Origin of the sequence: Spiroplasma endosymbiont of Clivina fossor (genome assembly GCF_964031115.1) — a bacterium.
Classification (GTDB): domain Bacteria; phylum Bacillota_I; class Bacilli_A; order Mycoplasmatales; family Nriv7; genus Nriv7.
The window spans coordinates 547,665-562,040 of the sequence record NZ_OZ035006.1 but is presented as its reverse complement, the minus strand read 5'-3'; the positions used below and the strand labels follow the sequence as shown (position 1 = coordinate 562,040).

General features: G+C 24.2%; 19 protein-coding genes, 1 tRNA gene and 2 pseudogenes. 10 read left to right on the top strand and 12 right to left on the bottom strand.

Annotated elements, in window-relative coordinates; all coding sequences use genetic code 4:
• The first annotated feature begins 38 nt into the window (after positions 1 to 38).
• Genes AAHM82_RS03525 through AAHM82_RS03500 form a run of 6 tightly spaced genes read left to right on the top strand, consistent with a single transcriptional unit; the run spans position 39 to position 4,029 of the window.
• Complete coding sequence (locus AAHM82_RS03525; RefSeq protein ID WP_342264555.1) at positions 39 to 779, top strand: pseudouridine synthase; 741 nt, start codon at positions 39 to 41, stop codon at positions 777 to 779.
• A gap of 2 nt (positions 780 to 781) precedes the next feature.
• Positions 782 to 940, top strand: coding sequence for a hypothetical protein (locus AAHM82_RS03520; RefSeq protein ID WP_342264554.1), 159 nt, complete (start codon positions 782 to 784; stop codon positions 938 to 940).
• 39 nt (positions 941 to 979) lie between these two features.
• Entirely contained in the window at positions 980 to 1,333 is a 354-nt protein-coding gene (locus tag AAHM82_RS03515) for a hypothetical protein (RefSeq protein ID WP_342264553.1), read from the top strand.
• A 37-nt stretch (positions 1,334 to 1,370) separates the two neighbouring features.
• Complete coding sequence (locus AAHM82_RS03510; RefSeq protein ID WP_342264552.1) at positions 1,371 to 2,399, top strand: hypothetical protein; 1,029 nt, start codon at positions 1,371 to 1,373, stop codon at positions 2,397 to 2,399.
• Positions 2,400 to 2,445: 46 nt separating this feature from the next.
• The gene (locus AAHM82_RS03505; RefSeq protein ID WP_342264551.1) at positions 2,446 to 2,859 is read left to right on the top strand and encodes a hypothetical protein; all 414 of its coding nucleotides are present in this window, start codon (positions 2,446 to 2,448) and stop codon (positions 2,857 to 2,859) included.
• A gap of 15 nt (positions 2,860 to 2,874) precedes the next feature.
• On the top strand, positions 2,875 to 4,029 hold the full coding sequence (locus tag AAHM82_RS03500; RefSeq protein ID WP_342264550.1) for an EamA family transporter: 1,155 nt from the start codon (positions 2,875 to 2,877) through the stop codon (positions 4,027 to 4,029).
• A 137-nt stretch (positions 4,030 to 4,166) separates the two neighbouring features.
• Here the strand turns inward: AAHM82_RS03500 and AAHM82_RS03495 are convergent, their stop codons facing one another.
• A complete protein-coding gene (locus tag AAHM82_RS03495; protein WP_342264549.1) occupies positions 4,167 to 5,126 on the bottom strand; it encodes an IS1/IS1595 family N-terminal zinc-binding domain-containing protein in 960 nt (319 codons plus the stop codon).
• A 122-nt stretch (positions 5,127 to 5,248) separates the two neighbouring features.
• On the opposite strand from AAHM82_RS03495, the gene AAHM82_RS03490 reads away from it, so the two are divergent.
• The 4 genes and pseudogenes from AAHM82_RS03490 (at position 5,249) to AAHM82_RS03480 (ending at position 7,538) form a co-directional block, all read left to right on the top strand.
• Complete coding sequence (locus tag AAHM82_RS03490) at positions 5,249 to 5,584, top strand: transposase family protein (protein ID WP_342264266.1); 336 nt, start codon at positions 5,249 to 5,251, stop codon at positions 5,582 to 5,584.
• 65 nt (positions 5,585 to 5,649) lie between these two features.
• Positions 5,650 to 6,090, top strand: coding sequence for a transposase family protein (locus AAHM82_RS13110; RefSeq protein ID WP_342263396.1), 441 nt, complete (start codon positions 5,650 to 5,652; stop codon positions 6,088 to 6,090).
• Positions 6,087 to 6,480, top strand: a pseudogene (locus tag AAHM82_RS13105) (transposase family protein). The gene AAHM82_RS13110 and the pseudogene AAHM82_RS13105 overlap by 4 nt, the downstream one beginning before the upstream one ends.
• Before the next feature lie 196 nt (positions 6,481 to 6,676).
• Positions 6,677 to 7,538, top strand: a pseudogene (locus tag AAHM82_RS03480) (DegV family protein).
• Positions 7,539 to 7,650: 112 nt separating this feature from the next.
• On the opposite strand, the gene AAHM82_RS03475 reads toward AAHM82_RS03480, so the two are convergent.
• The 11 genes from AAHM82_RS03475 to AAHM82_RS03435 form a co-directional block, all read right to left on the bottom strand.
• Positions 7,651 to 9,393 carry a PTS transporter subunit EIIC gene (locus tag AAHM82_RS03475; RefSeq protein ID WP_342263393.1) on the bottom strand — a complete coding sequence of 581 codons (1,743 nt, stop codon included), beginning with the start codon at positions 9,391 to 9,393 and terminating at the stop codon, positions 7,651 to 7,653.
• A gap of 28 nt (positions 9,394 to 9,421) precedes the next feature.
• The gene (locus AAHM82_RS03470) at positions 9,422 to 9,667 is read right to left on the bottom strand and encodes a hypothetical protein (RefSeq protein WP_342263394.1); all 246 of its coding nucleotides are present in this window, start codon (positions 9,665 to 9,667) and stop codon (positions 9,422 to 9,424) included.
• A 414-nt stretch (positions 9,668 to 10,081) separates the two neighbouring features.
• Positions 10,082 to 10,219 (bottom strand): hypothetical protein, encoded by a 138-nt coding sequence (locus AAHM82_RS03465; RefSeq protein ID WP_342263395.1) that lies wholly within the window; start codon positions 10,217 to 10,219, stop codon positions 10,082 to 10,084.
• 198 nt (positions 10,220 to 10,417) lie between these two features.
• Positions 10,418 to 10,493 (bottom strand) — tRNA-Trp (locus tag AAHM82_RS03460).
• A 456-nt stretch (positions 10,494 to 10,949) separates the two neighbouring features.
• Positions 10,950 to 11,342, bottom strand: coding sequence for a transposase family protein (locus tag AAHM82_RS13100; protein ID WP_342264845.1), 393 nt, complete (start codon positions 11,340 to 11,342; stop codon positions 10,950 to 10,952).
• Positions 11,339 to 11,779 carry a transposase family protein gene (locus AAHM82_RS13095; protein WP_342263396.1) on the bottom strand — a complete coding sequence of 147 codons (441 nt, stop codon included), beginning with the start codon at positions 11,777 to 11,779 and terminating at the stop codon, positions 11,339 to 11,341. The genes AAHM82_RS13100 and AAHM82_RS13095 overlap by 4 nt, the downstream gene beginning before the upstream one ends.
• Before the next feature lie 43 nt (positions 11,780 to 11,822).
• Complete coding sequence (locus tag AAHM82_RS03450; protein ID WP_342264548.1) at positions 11,823 to 12,146, bottom strand: hypothetical protein; 324 nt, start codon at positions 12,144 to 12,146, stop codon at positions 11,823 to 11,825.
• A gap of 231 nt (positions 12,147 to 12,377) precedes the next feature.
• The gene (locus AAHM82_RS13090) at positions 12,378 to 12,770 is read right to left on the bottom strand and encodes a transposase family protein (protein WP_342264845.1); all 393 of its coding nucleotides are present in this window, start codon (positions 12,768 to 12,770) and stop codon (positions 12,378 to 12,380) included.
• The gene (locus AAHM82_RS13085) at positions 12,767 to 13,207 is read right to left on the bottom strand and encodes a transposase family protein (protein ID WP_342263396.1); all 441 of its coding nucleotides are present in this window, start codon (positions 13,205 to 13,207) and stop codon (positions 12,767 to 12,769) included. Before AAHM82_RS13085 ends, AAHM82_RS13090 begins: the two co-directional genes overlap by 4 nt.
• Positions 13,208 to 13,603: 396 nt before the next feature.
• A complete protein-coding gene (locus AAHM82_RS03440) occupies positions 13,604 to 13,948 on the bottom strand; it encodes a transposase family protein (RefSeq protein WP_342264547.1) in 345 nt (114 codons plus the stop codon).
• Positions 13,949 to 13,956: 8 nt separating this feature from the next.
• Positions 13,957 to 14,376 carry a transposase family protein gene (locus AAHM82_RS03435; protein ID WP_342264846.1) on the bottom strand — a complete coding sequence of 140 codons (420 nt, stop codon included), beginning with the start codon at positions 14,374 to 14,376 and terminating at the stop codon, positions 13,957 to 13,959.

Sequence of the window (14,376 nt, the reverse complement as noted above, 5' to 3'; positions counted from 1 at the left end):
GAAAATACCAGTCTACATAAAAAGTGTTCTAAAAAGGGTTGCCATTCCATGATGCTCATCAAACAATTATTAAATTTATGCGTAAAACTTTTAATACTGTTCCTTTACGATTAATTTATAAGTTATTTCGTTTAAAAAAGATAAAATTAAATGGTGAAGTTATTACTGATTTGAAGTATTATTTAAAACCTAATGATACGATTATTGTTTTAGATAATTTAACTTTCAAAGATGAAGTAAAAAAGGAATTTGCTAGTCAAATTGCTTTAGCAATTATTTATGAAGACGAATATATTTTAATTGTTGATAAACCCCATAATGTTTTAATTCACCATCCTGTGGGTGATTGTTTAGATTTAGCAGTTCGTAAGTATTTGCAAATTAATAACAGTTATTCTTTTACTATTAGTCATGTACATCGTTTAGATAAATTAACAAGAGGTTTAGTAATTTATGCGAAAAAGAAAATTGCTTTAAATATTTTTCATCAATTTTGAAATCAAAATAATATTACTAAAAAATATTTAGCGTTATTAGCTACTAATAAGGAATTACCATTAGTTGTTAAAGGTTATATGTTTCAAGATATTATGCAAGGAAAAATGGTGTTTAGTCCTAAATTAGAATTGCCAAATTGTAAAGTAGCAGTAACGAAGTTTAAAATGTTTAAAAAAGTATTAAAGTTTAGTTGATATGAGATCCAACTGATTATGGAAAGAAAACATCAAATTAGAGCATCTTGTGAGTATTTAAAAACACCGATTGTGGGTGGACATTAAATATGGATTCTAAATATAATTTAAATGATCGTATTATGCTTTTTGCTTATAAGTTAGAGTTTAAAAATTTACCGGTTCCTTTGGATTATTTAAATAATAAACAATTTGTTTTACCAGATATTGATAAGATATTAGAAATAAATAGCAGAGAAATTAATTAAGTTTGTGATAAAATGATTTAAATTAAAGGGGAATGGCTAATGTATTCAACAAGCAAAAGTTTTTTTAATACACTGTTAGGAATTATTGGAACATTTTTAGGTTCAGTTTTTCAGTTTGTTCTTATTTATTTAATAATTAAATATTATGGGGCGAAGATGAATGGATTAGTACGAACTATTATGGCAATTTCATTTACTATTGGTTTGGCTGAGAGTAGTTTAGGAATTATGGGAATTTTTTATTTGTATCATCCTTTAGCAAAGAAAGATTGAATTACTGTTAATGATATTGTGGGTACGATTAAAAATAATTATATTAAAACGGGGATAATTTATTTATCATTAGTTGTTTTTTTAGGTTTAGGGTTTTCTTATATATGCTTATTGAAATAATGTTAGTGAAACTATTACTGATGATGTTATTCAAGTGATGTCGTTTTGACAATTATGAATTATTATTATATCGTTGTCATTAAAAAATTTAATTTCATTTTTCATTGTTGGTGCTTATGAAAATTTAATTCAAGCAGATAATGGTAATTATTTTAATCGAATTGTGCATTTAACTTGTGATTTATTAGTTTTTACAGGTGTTATTTTGTGAATGTGGATTAGTGCTAGAAATGGTAATCCCAATGCTTATTTACCATTTTTAGTTTATATTTTTCATGGAATTATTAAGTCAATTTTAATTTATATTTATGTGAAATTAAAATATCCATGATTGCAAACTAAAGAGTGAACTAAAAATGATAAATTATTGCAAGAGAGTAACTATGTTGCGGTTAAAAGTTATGCGGTAGCAATTTTTAATAATATTGATTTTGTTTTAATTGCTTTATTTATTGGTTTTCGTACAGCGTCAGCGTATTCCATATATATGACGGTGGCGATAAATATGAGAGTAATTATGTTATTATTTATTACTTCTTTTAAAGACTTTTTTGGTACATGAATTTCTTATCAAGGAAGAATTCGTTGGAATACATTTGTTAAATTTGAATTGTTTGCTTATATGGTGGCTGCTTTTATGTTTGTTGTGCAGTTTATTATGTCACCATATTATGTTAATGGTTTATATGGTGAATTGAAGGTCCAAAGGCTAGCAACTGTTAGAAGTTCTAGTAATCCAGAGTTTGAGAATATTGCGATTAAGACTATTTTTGATACTCCACATTTATCGTTAATTTTTGCTATTAATTCAGCATTATTAATGATAAGTGAACCGGCGAGTATTTTAATTTATGGCGCGGGAAGACATCGTGAAACTACGAAGCATGTTTATATACAAATGGTTATTAGTTTGATTATTAGTTTAATTTTAGGGTCAGTTTTTACATATTATTTAAAAGATGCACAGTTAACAATTTATGCTTTAGTATTATCAACAACTTTTGGGTTATTTTATCGTTGAATTTATAGTAGTAGTTATACTTGGAAGTATTTAACATATATATAGTAATGCTCGGTTTTGATGAAAGAATTTGGCAATTATTGTTATTCCAATGATTTTTTCAATTGTTATTGCTTATAAATTAATTTTTTCTAATCCTTATTATCAATTTGCTAACTATGAACAATTATCGTCACAATTAGGAATTAAAGGAATTATAAAATTATTTATGTTAATTCTTGTTATTTTTGTTCCGGAGATTATGTTATTAGCAGCGATTACTGAACCTTTGCAGTTAATGGCGATATTATCACGAAGTTCATTAACTAATTGGATTATTGTTTGTTTAAAAAAACAATTGAAAAATAAAGATGATTTTTATACAAAAGATGAATTGATCGCTTTTAATGATCCCGATAAAATTAAAGTTCATAGTATTGAAGCCGAAGATAAATTAAAAGATAATCAGCGAACAAATAATAAAAATAAGCAACAAGCAGTTTATACATTAACAAGTAAAAATTAATTTAAGGAGAAAAAAATGAGTTTACAAAAATTTAATGTTCATTTTACGAAGCAGGAGTTACTTACGGGTGCAGGAATTGGTGTTATTTCAGCTTTTATGTATTCATTAGCACCGTTACTAATTATTTTTTTAGATACGCGAGCATTAAATAGTTTTATTTTAGCAACAGTGCAAGAATTTGTTTCTTGAATTTTAGTTGTTTGTCTTACTAATAAGCCATTAAAGTTTTTAAAACAAATTTGGAAAAATACTAAAAGTATGTTAGGAATGATTGTAATTATTGCTGGTATTTTTGGTGGTCCGATTGCACAAGTATTATATATTTTATCAATTCAATTAGCAGCCCAAATGAGTGCTACGGCAACAGTGTTAGTAAATATTGCTCCAATTTTTACGGCTTTATTATCAAGGTTATTATTAGAAGAAAGATTATCTTTTATTGCTTGGGTTGGACTACTTTTAACATCTTTAGCGGTTATTGGTTTAGTTATTTGACAAATTATTACTGAGTTTAATAAAACAATATTAAGTTCTGATCCTAATGATATTCAACCGTGAGTAAAAGCTACTTGGGCAATTATTTTGTCATTATTAACGGCAATTTTATATGCAATTGAATCAACAATTCTTCATTTTGCAATGAGTAAGTCTAAAAATAAAATTAATGAGAAAGATGCGTTAATTTTAAAAGCGTTTAGTTCATCGTGGATAATGTTAATTTTTGTTTTACCAATAGTTTCGGTAATAGGTGGGGGTTATGGTTATGAAGGCTGAGTTCAATTTAGAATTTTTGGTGAATTGAAGGGGTTAACATTTTTATTTATTATCATTTCTAGTTTTGCGATTGCAATTGGGCGAATTTTATTTTTTCGCAGTATTAAAATTTTAAATGGTTCTTATGGAATTGCTGCTCAATTGGTGATGTTGTTATGAACGCCATTGCTTTCTTTAGCAATTTTTGGTTTATATAAAGTTACTAATTGTAATTTTGGTATTATTCAATCTAATATTTTAGATATGCAAATTAAAGATTTGTATTTGGGTGCGACGCAATGAGAATATTATCTCTTTTTAGTTCCAGTGCTTATTGGATTAATATTGTTGCTTTTTAATGAAAAATTTTTAAAAAAGAATAAAGATGCGTGAACACCTCCAATGGAGTTGAAATAATATGTAATTAGTTCACAAGTTCACTTTTTTATATTTTTTTAATTTTGTCGAAAACTCTTGATAAAATAAAAAAAAATCATCAACTTGATAATTTTAAAAGGCTTTTATGTAAAATTACTATTTTTACTTTAACTTTTTTATACATTAAAATATAATATCGCTGTTTGTTGGTTTGGAGTTAAACCCTTATGTTGGTATTTTCATTTTCAGAGATTTAAATAATTTTGAATATTAGTAAAACCTAAACCATGATAATGAATTAAGGCTTCTTTAAGACTAGATTGTAATTTACTGATTTTATTTAAGTTACGATAACTAGCTTCAGGATTAATTGTTGTTTTAGTTACACATAAAGTAGAATTTGTTTGTTTTGCTACTAAAAAATATAATTTTTGCATATCAGAAGTAATAATTGAATTTTCGTTAATTAATTCTTTGTTCATATTTTCAATAACTCATTGTTTTTGTAAACGTTTGGTGTTTGTGGATTTAACATAAATATTGTTATTATTATCAATTGCCATTTGAATACAGCATTTAGTATTAGTTGCGAATGGGTCAAGGTAAATTCTTCGTGGATCAGTTTTATATTTGAAATTTCCTTTATGGATTTCTTTAATAAATGTTTCATCGATTTGGATTTTACCAGATAATTTTTTAAATTTTAATTGGGTATTTTCTAATTGTTTTGATTTCATTAATTTTTGACGATTATATCAAGCAGTTTTTAATGTAGTTTTAATAAAACGAGAAATTGTTTTACTAGATTGCCCCAGCAATGAAATTTGAATCAATAAATTTCATTGTTCATAATTTAAATGACTTCAATAAATAAAATGATTACGAAAAGCGTCAAAACTTGCACGGCAATTTTTACATAAATATTTTTGTTTTCCTTCTGAATTATGTCCATTTTTAACGCAATGGTAAGATTCACATTTAGGGCATTTAATACCTTGCGCTCTAAATTTTTGATCAATTTCATTTAAACGTTTTTGTTTTTTTATTAATTCTGCTTGTTGTTTGACTTTTTCATAAAATTCTAAAAATTGATCATCTGTTAAAGTATTTACTAGTTCTTGAATTATTTTTTCCATAATTATTATCCACCTCTATCATATTAAAATATACCTAAAATTAAGTATATTCAATAGACTTCTTGCAAAATTAATTTAAAATATAATTGAATTGTTGTTTTTAATAAAAAGGTGGAATTTAAATGAAATTTAAAAAAAATAATCAAATAAGTGATAAAAATTTTTTAAGATTAACTGGTATTAAACATACTACTTTTAATAAAATGCTAGAAATTTTAAAAATAGAAGAATTAAAAAAGAGATTTCGTCGCGGAAGAACCAATAAATTATCATTAGAAAATCGTATTTTAATGACTTTAGAATATTGAAGAGAATATAGAACTTATTTTCATATTGCAAAAAGTTATGATATTAGTGAAAGTAGTTGTTATAGAAATATCAAATGAATTGAAGACACTTTAATAAAACACCCTAATTTTCAACAACTTACTGGTCAAAAATCACTATTAAAAGATTAGACTTCTTGCAAAATTAATTTAAAATATAATTGAATTGTTGTTTTTAATAAAAAGGTGGAATTTAAATGAAATTTAAAAAAAATAATCAAATAAGTGATAAAAATTTTTTAAGATTAACTGGTATTAAACATACTACTTTTAATAAAATGCTAGAAATTTTAAAAATAGAAGAATTAAAAAAGAGATTTCGTCGCGGAAGAACCAATAAATTATCATTAGAAAATCGTATTTTAATGACTTTAGAATATTGAAGAGAATATAGAACTTATTTTCATATTGCAAAAAGTTATGATATTAGTGAAAGTAGTTGTTATAGAAATATCAAATGAATTGAAGACACTTTAATAAAACACCCTAATTTTCAACAACTTACTGGTCAAAAATCACTATTAAAAGATTATTTCAAAGATAAGACTGTTATAATTGATGTAACTGAAAGCCAAATCCAACGCCCAAAAAAAGACAAAAACAGCACTACTCAGGAAAAAAGAAAAAACACACAATAAAAACACAAGTTATAATTGAAAAAGATAGTAAAAAAATTATTAGTTCTGATTTTTCTTATGGTAAAAACCATGACTTTAAAATTTTAAAAGATTCAAAAATTAAATTTTTACCAGAAACAACTGTTTTAGTGGATTTAGGTTATCAAGGCATACAAAAAATTAATCATAATGTTTTAATTCCTAAAAGAAAATCAAAGAAAAACCCTTTAAATAAAGAAGAAAAGCAAAATAATGAAGCGAATTTCAAAAATGAGAATTGTTATTGAAAATGTTTTTGCTATACTTAAAAAATTTAAAATTATTAGTGAAAAATATCGAAATCGTAGAAAAAGATTTGCTTTAAGATTTAATTTAATAGCTTCAATTTATAATTTACAACTATTAGTTTAAATATATTTGATAATTTAAAATTTCAGTCTTTTTTTATTGTAAATAATAATTTTTATTATGTTTTAATGACAAAATATTTGTAAAAATAATCTAAAAATTATTTTAATAACACTTTTATATTTATTTTAAATTTAAAAATTATAATTATCATATTAATTTTGCAAGAAGTCTATTGAATAAAGTAAAGGAGAAAAAAATGTTCAACACAAATAAAAAAATTGCTATTATTGTTGATTCATCTAGCAACCTTGACCTTACAACGCTAAAAGAAAAAAATATTAATATCATTCCTTTATTAATAAGTTTTGAAGATGGAACTGAAATTGAAGATACCACTAGTGATATTAAAAAATCTAATTTTTATGCTCGTGTTAAAAATGGTGAATATACTAAAACTAGTCAATCATCACCAGGACAACTAATGAGCTTATGGCGAAAACTATTAGCTGAAGGAAATGATGAAATTATCTTTATTCCGATTGCTAAAGAATTATCTGGTCAATACCAAAATGCCTATATGCTATCACAAGAAAATGAATTTAAAAACCGCGTTCATATTATTGATACTAACGGCGCTGCTACATTTAATAATACATTAGCAATTAAAGCTACTGAAATTGTAGCTAATGGTGGTAACATTAATGATATTAATAAAATGGTAACCCAAGTTAAAAAATAGTTTAATTTACATTATCCCTGAAGATATCTCGCGACTTTCTAAAGGAGGTGGTCGTGCCAAATCTGTTGTTGCTTCCCTAATAAGTTTAATCCGCGTTAAAGTCATTATTAAATTTGGCGAAATATCAGAAAAAAGTGGAATTGCTAGAACCTTAAACAACGCTATTGAAAGCGTAATCACAAAAATTAAAGAATTTATTAAAAATGAAAATTATATCTTAGAAATTTTCACATCACAATGTGATAAAAAAATCATCACAATTATTAACAAGATTATAACCACCCACCCTAAACTTAAAATCAAAAAAGCATTCCTCCCTAACTGCTTTGTCAGTCATGCTGGTGTTAACTCCGTAGGAATTATTGTTGTTAAACAATAAATAAAATTAACAAAGAAAAAGGTAGCAACGCTACCTTTTTTATTTACAGCACTAACAATAATCGCAAGTTACCTTCTTTTAATGCTTTTAAAATAAAAACTATTTTCTATTTTTAAAAATTAGTTGCCAACAACTCTTTTGATGCTTGAAGCAATTTTTCTAATTCATCAACAATAAATTGGGCATCATTGCTAACAATGAGTTGCAAATCTTTGTCTGAAACCATTTTCGGATTAAGTTTATTATTAGCAATCCCTCTTATTTTAAATTTGATTTTATCTAATTGTTTAATCTTTCAATCATCAACATTTTTAACAACAATTCTCACCCTTGTGACACAATTACCAACACTAATAATATTATCTTTACCTAAAATATCCAAAATTTTTGTCGCTAATAGTTGATAAGAAACCAGTGGTAAACTGTTATCAAAATTATTTGTTTCACTAACAGTTTGCTCACGACCTAATGTCTGATAATTAAACTTCTTAATCAAATAACTAAAAGAAAAGTAATAAACTCCCCCGCTTAGAATACCAATTGGTAATATTCAAGCCGGATTTGCCAGCACTTGGGCAAAACCTGACTCCCAAGTTATTTTAGCAATTTTCATTGATTGATAAAAACTTAAAACATAATCAATAAAACCAGCAGAAAACCCAAAGCCAATCCGAATTCCTAAACCAACAGTAATTGCAGAAATAATCCCTGATAAGACAATATGAACAAAAAATAATACTGGAGCTGCATAAATAAAACTAAATTCTAACGGTTCAGTAACCCCAGTTAAAAATGAAACGGACGCAGCTCCAAGTAATAATGCCATAACTTTTTTTCTTTGGTCAGGATGAGCACATTTAATGATCGCCAAGGCAGCGGCAGGTAATCCAAACATCATAATGGGGAAAAACCCACTTTGAAATAATCCGGCACCAACAACTAAATCATTACTAAGAAATGCAGGAATATCACCATTAATAACTGTTCCATTCTCTGAAGTAACAAAAGGGTGTTGTCAAAAAAAATAAATATTAAAAACACGCATTAAACCACTAGCATTTAATGTTCTATTAAACATTGTATAAACGCTAGCAACCCCTCATTGAATATGACGCGTTGAATTGTCAACTTTTTCAGGAATAATAGTTTGTCCAAAACTTAAAAGTCCTAACTGAAGTCAAGGTCAAATTATTGCCACTAAAATAGCAACTGGTAAAGAAACTAAAATAACAACTAATGGCACAAATCTTCTTCCCGAAAAAAATGACAAAGCAGTTGGCAACTTAATGGATTGAAAACGATTATAACAAGTAGCTGCTAATATACCAGCAATAATGCCACTCAAAATCCCCATATCAATAGAATAAATAACTTCATTTCCTTTAAGTTGATATAAAAGTTTTGATTTATTTTCTAAGTTAACATCTAATAAAATTGTTGAATAAACAATTTTTGGTAATATGGTCATTAGACCAATTAATATTGTATAAGCAAAAAAACCAATAAGAGCTGCTTCACCACGATTATCTTTAGCAAAACCAAAAGCCACGCCAATAGCAAAAAGAACAGAAAGATTATCAAAAGCACTGCCACCAATAACCTGCAATACTGAACCAATATATCAAATAACACTATTCTCAGTAATTCCAAAATCTTTAGTCATCATTAATCCGCCCACACGACTCAATATCGCTGCGATAGGTAAAATAGCAATCGGAAACATTAATGATTTAGCAAGTTTTTGTAATCCTGAACTTGTTTTATTACGAAAATGTTTTAAAGTATTTTTTGGTTGAAAATTACTTGATATCAGTTTAAGTTTTTTAAAATTACTAAAAATATGTTTAAATTCCATTTAAATTCATCCCCACCTTTATTTTAATTTATAACTTAAAATTAATTATTTTTGCATACAAGAAATCTAATAATTGCATTAATAATTGCAATCTAATTGAAAAAACACTGCATAATTGTTCTTCTTCAGATTTAATTAAAAAATAGGATTTAAAACTTTTAACTAATTTTGTTTCTTTAGCAAAAATACCAATTGAATAAGCTTTATCTTTTACTTCTTCAATTATTTCACCAATTAAACTATTTGTACCACTATAATGATATGCAAATAACATCATCATCAGTAACTAATGGCAAGTATGAATAAATAACATTAATATCATGCTCACAAATAACATTTTTATTTACTCATCTTAATCTTTGTGTAAAAGAAATAGCAGAATAATATGAAATTCCAAAACCAAAAATAAAGATTGTTTTGACATCAATAATTTTTTTAGCAATTAAATCAGTATCTTTATTATATAAAATCTAAATATAATCGATTATTATCCTCCTCTCTTACTTTCATATATTCATTAAAAAAATAGGTAATATTATTTTTCAATTGCAAATTAGTATTAACTTGTCGTTCTGAATTTTTAATTCTTTGATTAACAACTTTTAATTGATACTTTAATTCAGTTCAACCACTTAGATTTAATTTTTGACAAAAGCGAATTATTGAACTAGAAGAAGTAAAACAAGCATTAGCAACACTTGTTTGATGTTCATTCATCAATTTGTTCTAAGTTATTTAAAATAAATGTGGCAATGCTGGCATTAATAACATTGTCTTCATTAAATTTTATATGATTTAATTTCTTAATAAAATCAAAATCTTCCAAAATGGCCTCCTTATTTCATTTATATTATCTTCCTGATAATTTTGAATTATATCGCAAAAACATTTCATCAGGTAAATTTTGGTAAAATTTCCAAAAAATGCAATATTCTTCATTAAAAATATAAAAATAACCATTTGTAGGATGATACCAATAAATGGTTATTTTTATATTGCTATCATCCTTAATAACTAATTTTATTGGCAGGGGTAGCAGGACTTGAACCCACAACACGCGGTTTTGAAGACCGCTGTTCTACCAATTGAACTATACCCCTATAATATAAATATATTCTATCAAAGTTATTAAAACTGACAAAGTAAATTATAAAGAAAGGTCGCGTTTAGTTTTCTTAGGTATTTTTTAAAAAAGAAAAAATAATCATTTACTATAAATTATTTCAATATGCAAATTAAGTATATATTTCTTATGTATGATTTTTGTTGTAAAAAATTTTTAATTTTGTCGAAAACTCTTGATAAAATAAAAAAATCATCAACTTGATAATTTTAAAAGGCTTTTATGTAAAATTACTATTTTTATTTTAACTTTTTTATACATTAGACTTCTTGCAAAATTAATATGATAATTATAATTTTTAAATTTAAAATAAATATAAAAGTGTTATTAAAATAATTTTTAGATTATTTTTACAAATATTTTGTCATTAAAACATAATAAAAATTATTATTTACAATAAAAAAAGACTGAAATTTTAAATTATCAAATATATTTAAACTAATAGTTGTAAATTATAAATTGAAGCTATTAAATTAAATCTTAAAGCAAATCTTTTTCTACGATTTCGATATTTTTCACTAATAATTTTAAATTTTTTAAGTATAGCAAAAACATTTTCAATAACAATTCTCATTTTTGAAATTCGCTCATTATTTTGCTTTTCTTCTTTATTTAAAGGGTTTTTCTTTGATTTTCTTTTAGGAATTAAAACATTATGATTAATTTTTTGTATGCCTTGATAACCTAAATCCACTAAAACAGTTGTTTCTGGTAAAAATTTAATTTTTGAATCTTTTAAAATTTTAAAGTCATGGTTTTTACCATAAGAAAAATCAGAACTAATAATTTTTTTACTATCTTTTTCAATTATAACTTGTGTTTTTATTGTGTGTTTTTTCTTTTTTCCTGAGTAGTGCTGTTTTTGTCTTTTTTTGGGCGTTGGATTTGGCTTTCAGTTACATCAATTATAACAGTCTTATCTTTGAAATAATCTTTTAATAGTGATTTTTGACCAGTAAGTTGTTGAAAATTAGGGTGTTTTATTAAAGTGTCTTCAATTCATTTGATATTTCTATAACAACTACTTTCACTAATATCATAACTTTTTGCAATATGAAAATAAGTTCTATATTCTCTTCAATATTCTAAAGTCATTAAAATACGATTTTCTAATGATAATTTATTGGTTCTTCCGCGACGAAATCTCTTTTTTAATTCTTCTATTTTTAAAATTTCTAGCATTTTATTAAAAGTAGTATGTTTAATACCAGTTAATCTTAAAAAATTTTTATCACTTATTTGATTATTTTTTTTAAATTTCATTTAAATTCCACCTTTTTATTAAAAACAACAATTCAATTATATTTTAAATTAATTTTGCAAGAAGTCTATTAAAATATAATACCGCTGTTTGTTGGTTTGGAGTTAAACCCTTATGTTGGTATTTTCATTTTCAGAGATTTAAATAATTTTGAATATTAGTAAAACCTAAACCATGATAATGAATTAAGGCTTCTTTAAGACTAGATTGTAATTTACTGATTTTATTTAAGTTACGATAACTAGCTTCAGGATTAGTTGTTGTTTTAGTTACACATAAAGTAGAATTTGTTTGTTTTGCTACTAAAAAATATAATTTTTGCATATCAGAAGTAATAATTGAATTTTCGTTAATTAATTCTTTGTTCATATTTTCAATAACTCATTGTTTTTGTAAACGTTTGGTGTTTGTGGATTTAACATAAATATTAGACTTCTTGCAAAATTAATATGATAATTATAATTTTTAAATTTAAAATAAATATAAAAGTGTTATTAAAATAATTTTTAGATTATTTTTACAAATATTTTGTCATTAAAACATAATAAAAATTATTATTTACAATAAAAAAAGACTGAAATTTTAAATTATCAAATATATTTAAACTAATAGTTGTAAATTATAAATTGAAGCTATTAAATTAAATCTTAAAGCAAATCTTTTTCTACGATTTCGATATTTTTCACTAATAATTTTAAATTTTTTAAGTATAGCAAAAACATTTTCAATAACAATTCTCATTTTTGAAATTCGCTCATTATTTTGCTTTTCTTCTTTATTTAAAGGGTTTTTCTTTGATTTTCTTTTAGGAATTAAAACATTATGATTAATTTTTTGTATGCCTTGATAACCTAAATCCACTAAAACAGTTGTTTCTGGTAAAAATTTAATTTTTGAATCTTTTAAAATTTTAAAGTCATGGTTTTTACCATAAGAAAAATCAGAACTAATAATTTTTTTACTATCTTTTTCAATTATAACTTGTGTTTTTATTGTGTGTTTTTTCTTTTTTCCTGAGTAGTGCTGTTTTTGTCTTTTTTTGGGCGTTGGATTTGGCTTTCAGTTACATCAATTATAACAGTCTTATCTTTGAAATAATCTTTTAATAGTGATTTTTGACCAGTAAGTTGTTGAAAATTAGGGTGTTTTATTAAAGTGTCTTCAATTCATTTGATATTTCTATAACAACTACTTTCACTAATATCATAACTTTTTGCAATATGAAAATAAGTTCTATATTCTCTTCAATATTCTAAAGTCATTAAAATACGATTTTCTAATGATAATTTATTGGTTCTTCCGCGACGAAATCTCTTTTTTAATTCTTCTATTTTTAAAATTTCTAGCATTTTATTAAAAGTAGTATGTTTAATACCAGTTAATCTTAAAAAATTTTTATCACTTATTTGATTATTTTTTTTAAATTTCATTTAAATTCCACCTTTTTATTAAAAACAACAATTCAATTATATTTTAAATTAATTTTGCAAGAAGTCTATTAAGTATTAAATGATTTAAAAGCGTTTTAGGTTTTATGCATTTTTTTTTTAATTTTGTCGAAAACTCTTGATAAAATAAAAAAAATCATCAACTTGATAATTTTAAAAGGCTTTTATGTAAAATTACTATTTTTACTTTAACTTTTTTTATACATTAGACTTCTTGCAAAATTAATATGATAATTATAATTTTTAAATTTAAAATAAATATAAAAGTGTTATTAAAATAATTTTTAGATTATTTTTACAAATATTTTGTCATTAAAACATAATAAAAATTATTATTTACAATAAAAAAAGACTGAAATTTTAAATTATCAAATATATTTAAACTAATAGTTGTAAATTATAAATTGAAGCTATTAAATTAAATCTTAAAGCAAATCTTTTTCTACGATTTCGATATTTTTCACTAATAATTTTAAATTTTTTAAGTATAGCAAAAACATTTTCAATAACAATTCTCATTTTTGAAATTCGCTCATTATTTTGCTTTTCTTCTTTATTTAAAGGGTTTTTCTTTGATTTTCTTTTAGGAATTAAAACATTATGATTAATTTTTTGTATGCCTTGATAACCTAAATCCACTAAAACAGTTGTTTCTGGTAAAAATTTAATTTTTGAATCTTTTAAAATTTTAAAGTCATGGTTTTTACCATAGACTTGGTACATAACTATAACTAGCTTAATTCAAAATTATATATTCCTGAAATTAAGTTAAATCGTAATCCAAATCTTCTAATCTTATTGCGATAACGATAAACTAGTATTTTAAATCTTTTTAATCTAGCAAAAACATGTTCAATGACAATTCTAACTTTACTTAAAAAGCTATTATATTCCTTTTTATCTGGATTTAAAGGATTATTTTTACTCTTTTTAATTGGCAATAATGTATTTTTATGAACATTTTGCAAACCTTGATATCCTGAATCGGCAATTAATTCTAATTTTGGATTTATAAGTGTATTTGATTTTAAAAATAACTTATAATCATGAGTACTGCCATAACAAAAATCTACTGAAATAATTTTATTGTTAAATAAATCAATAATTATTTGCGATTTTAATGAATGTTGCCTTTTCTTACCAGAAAATAA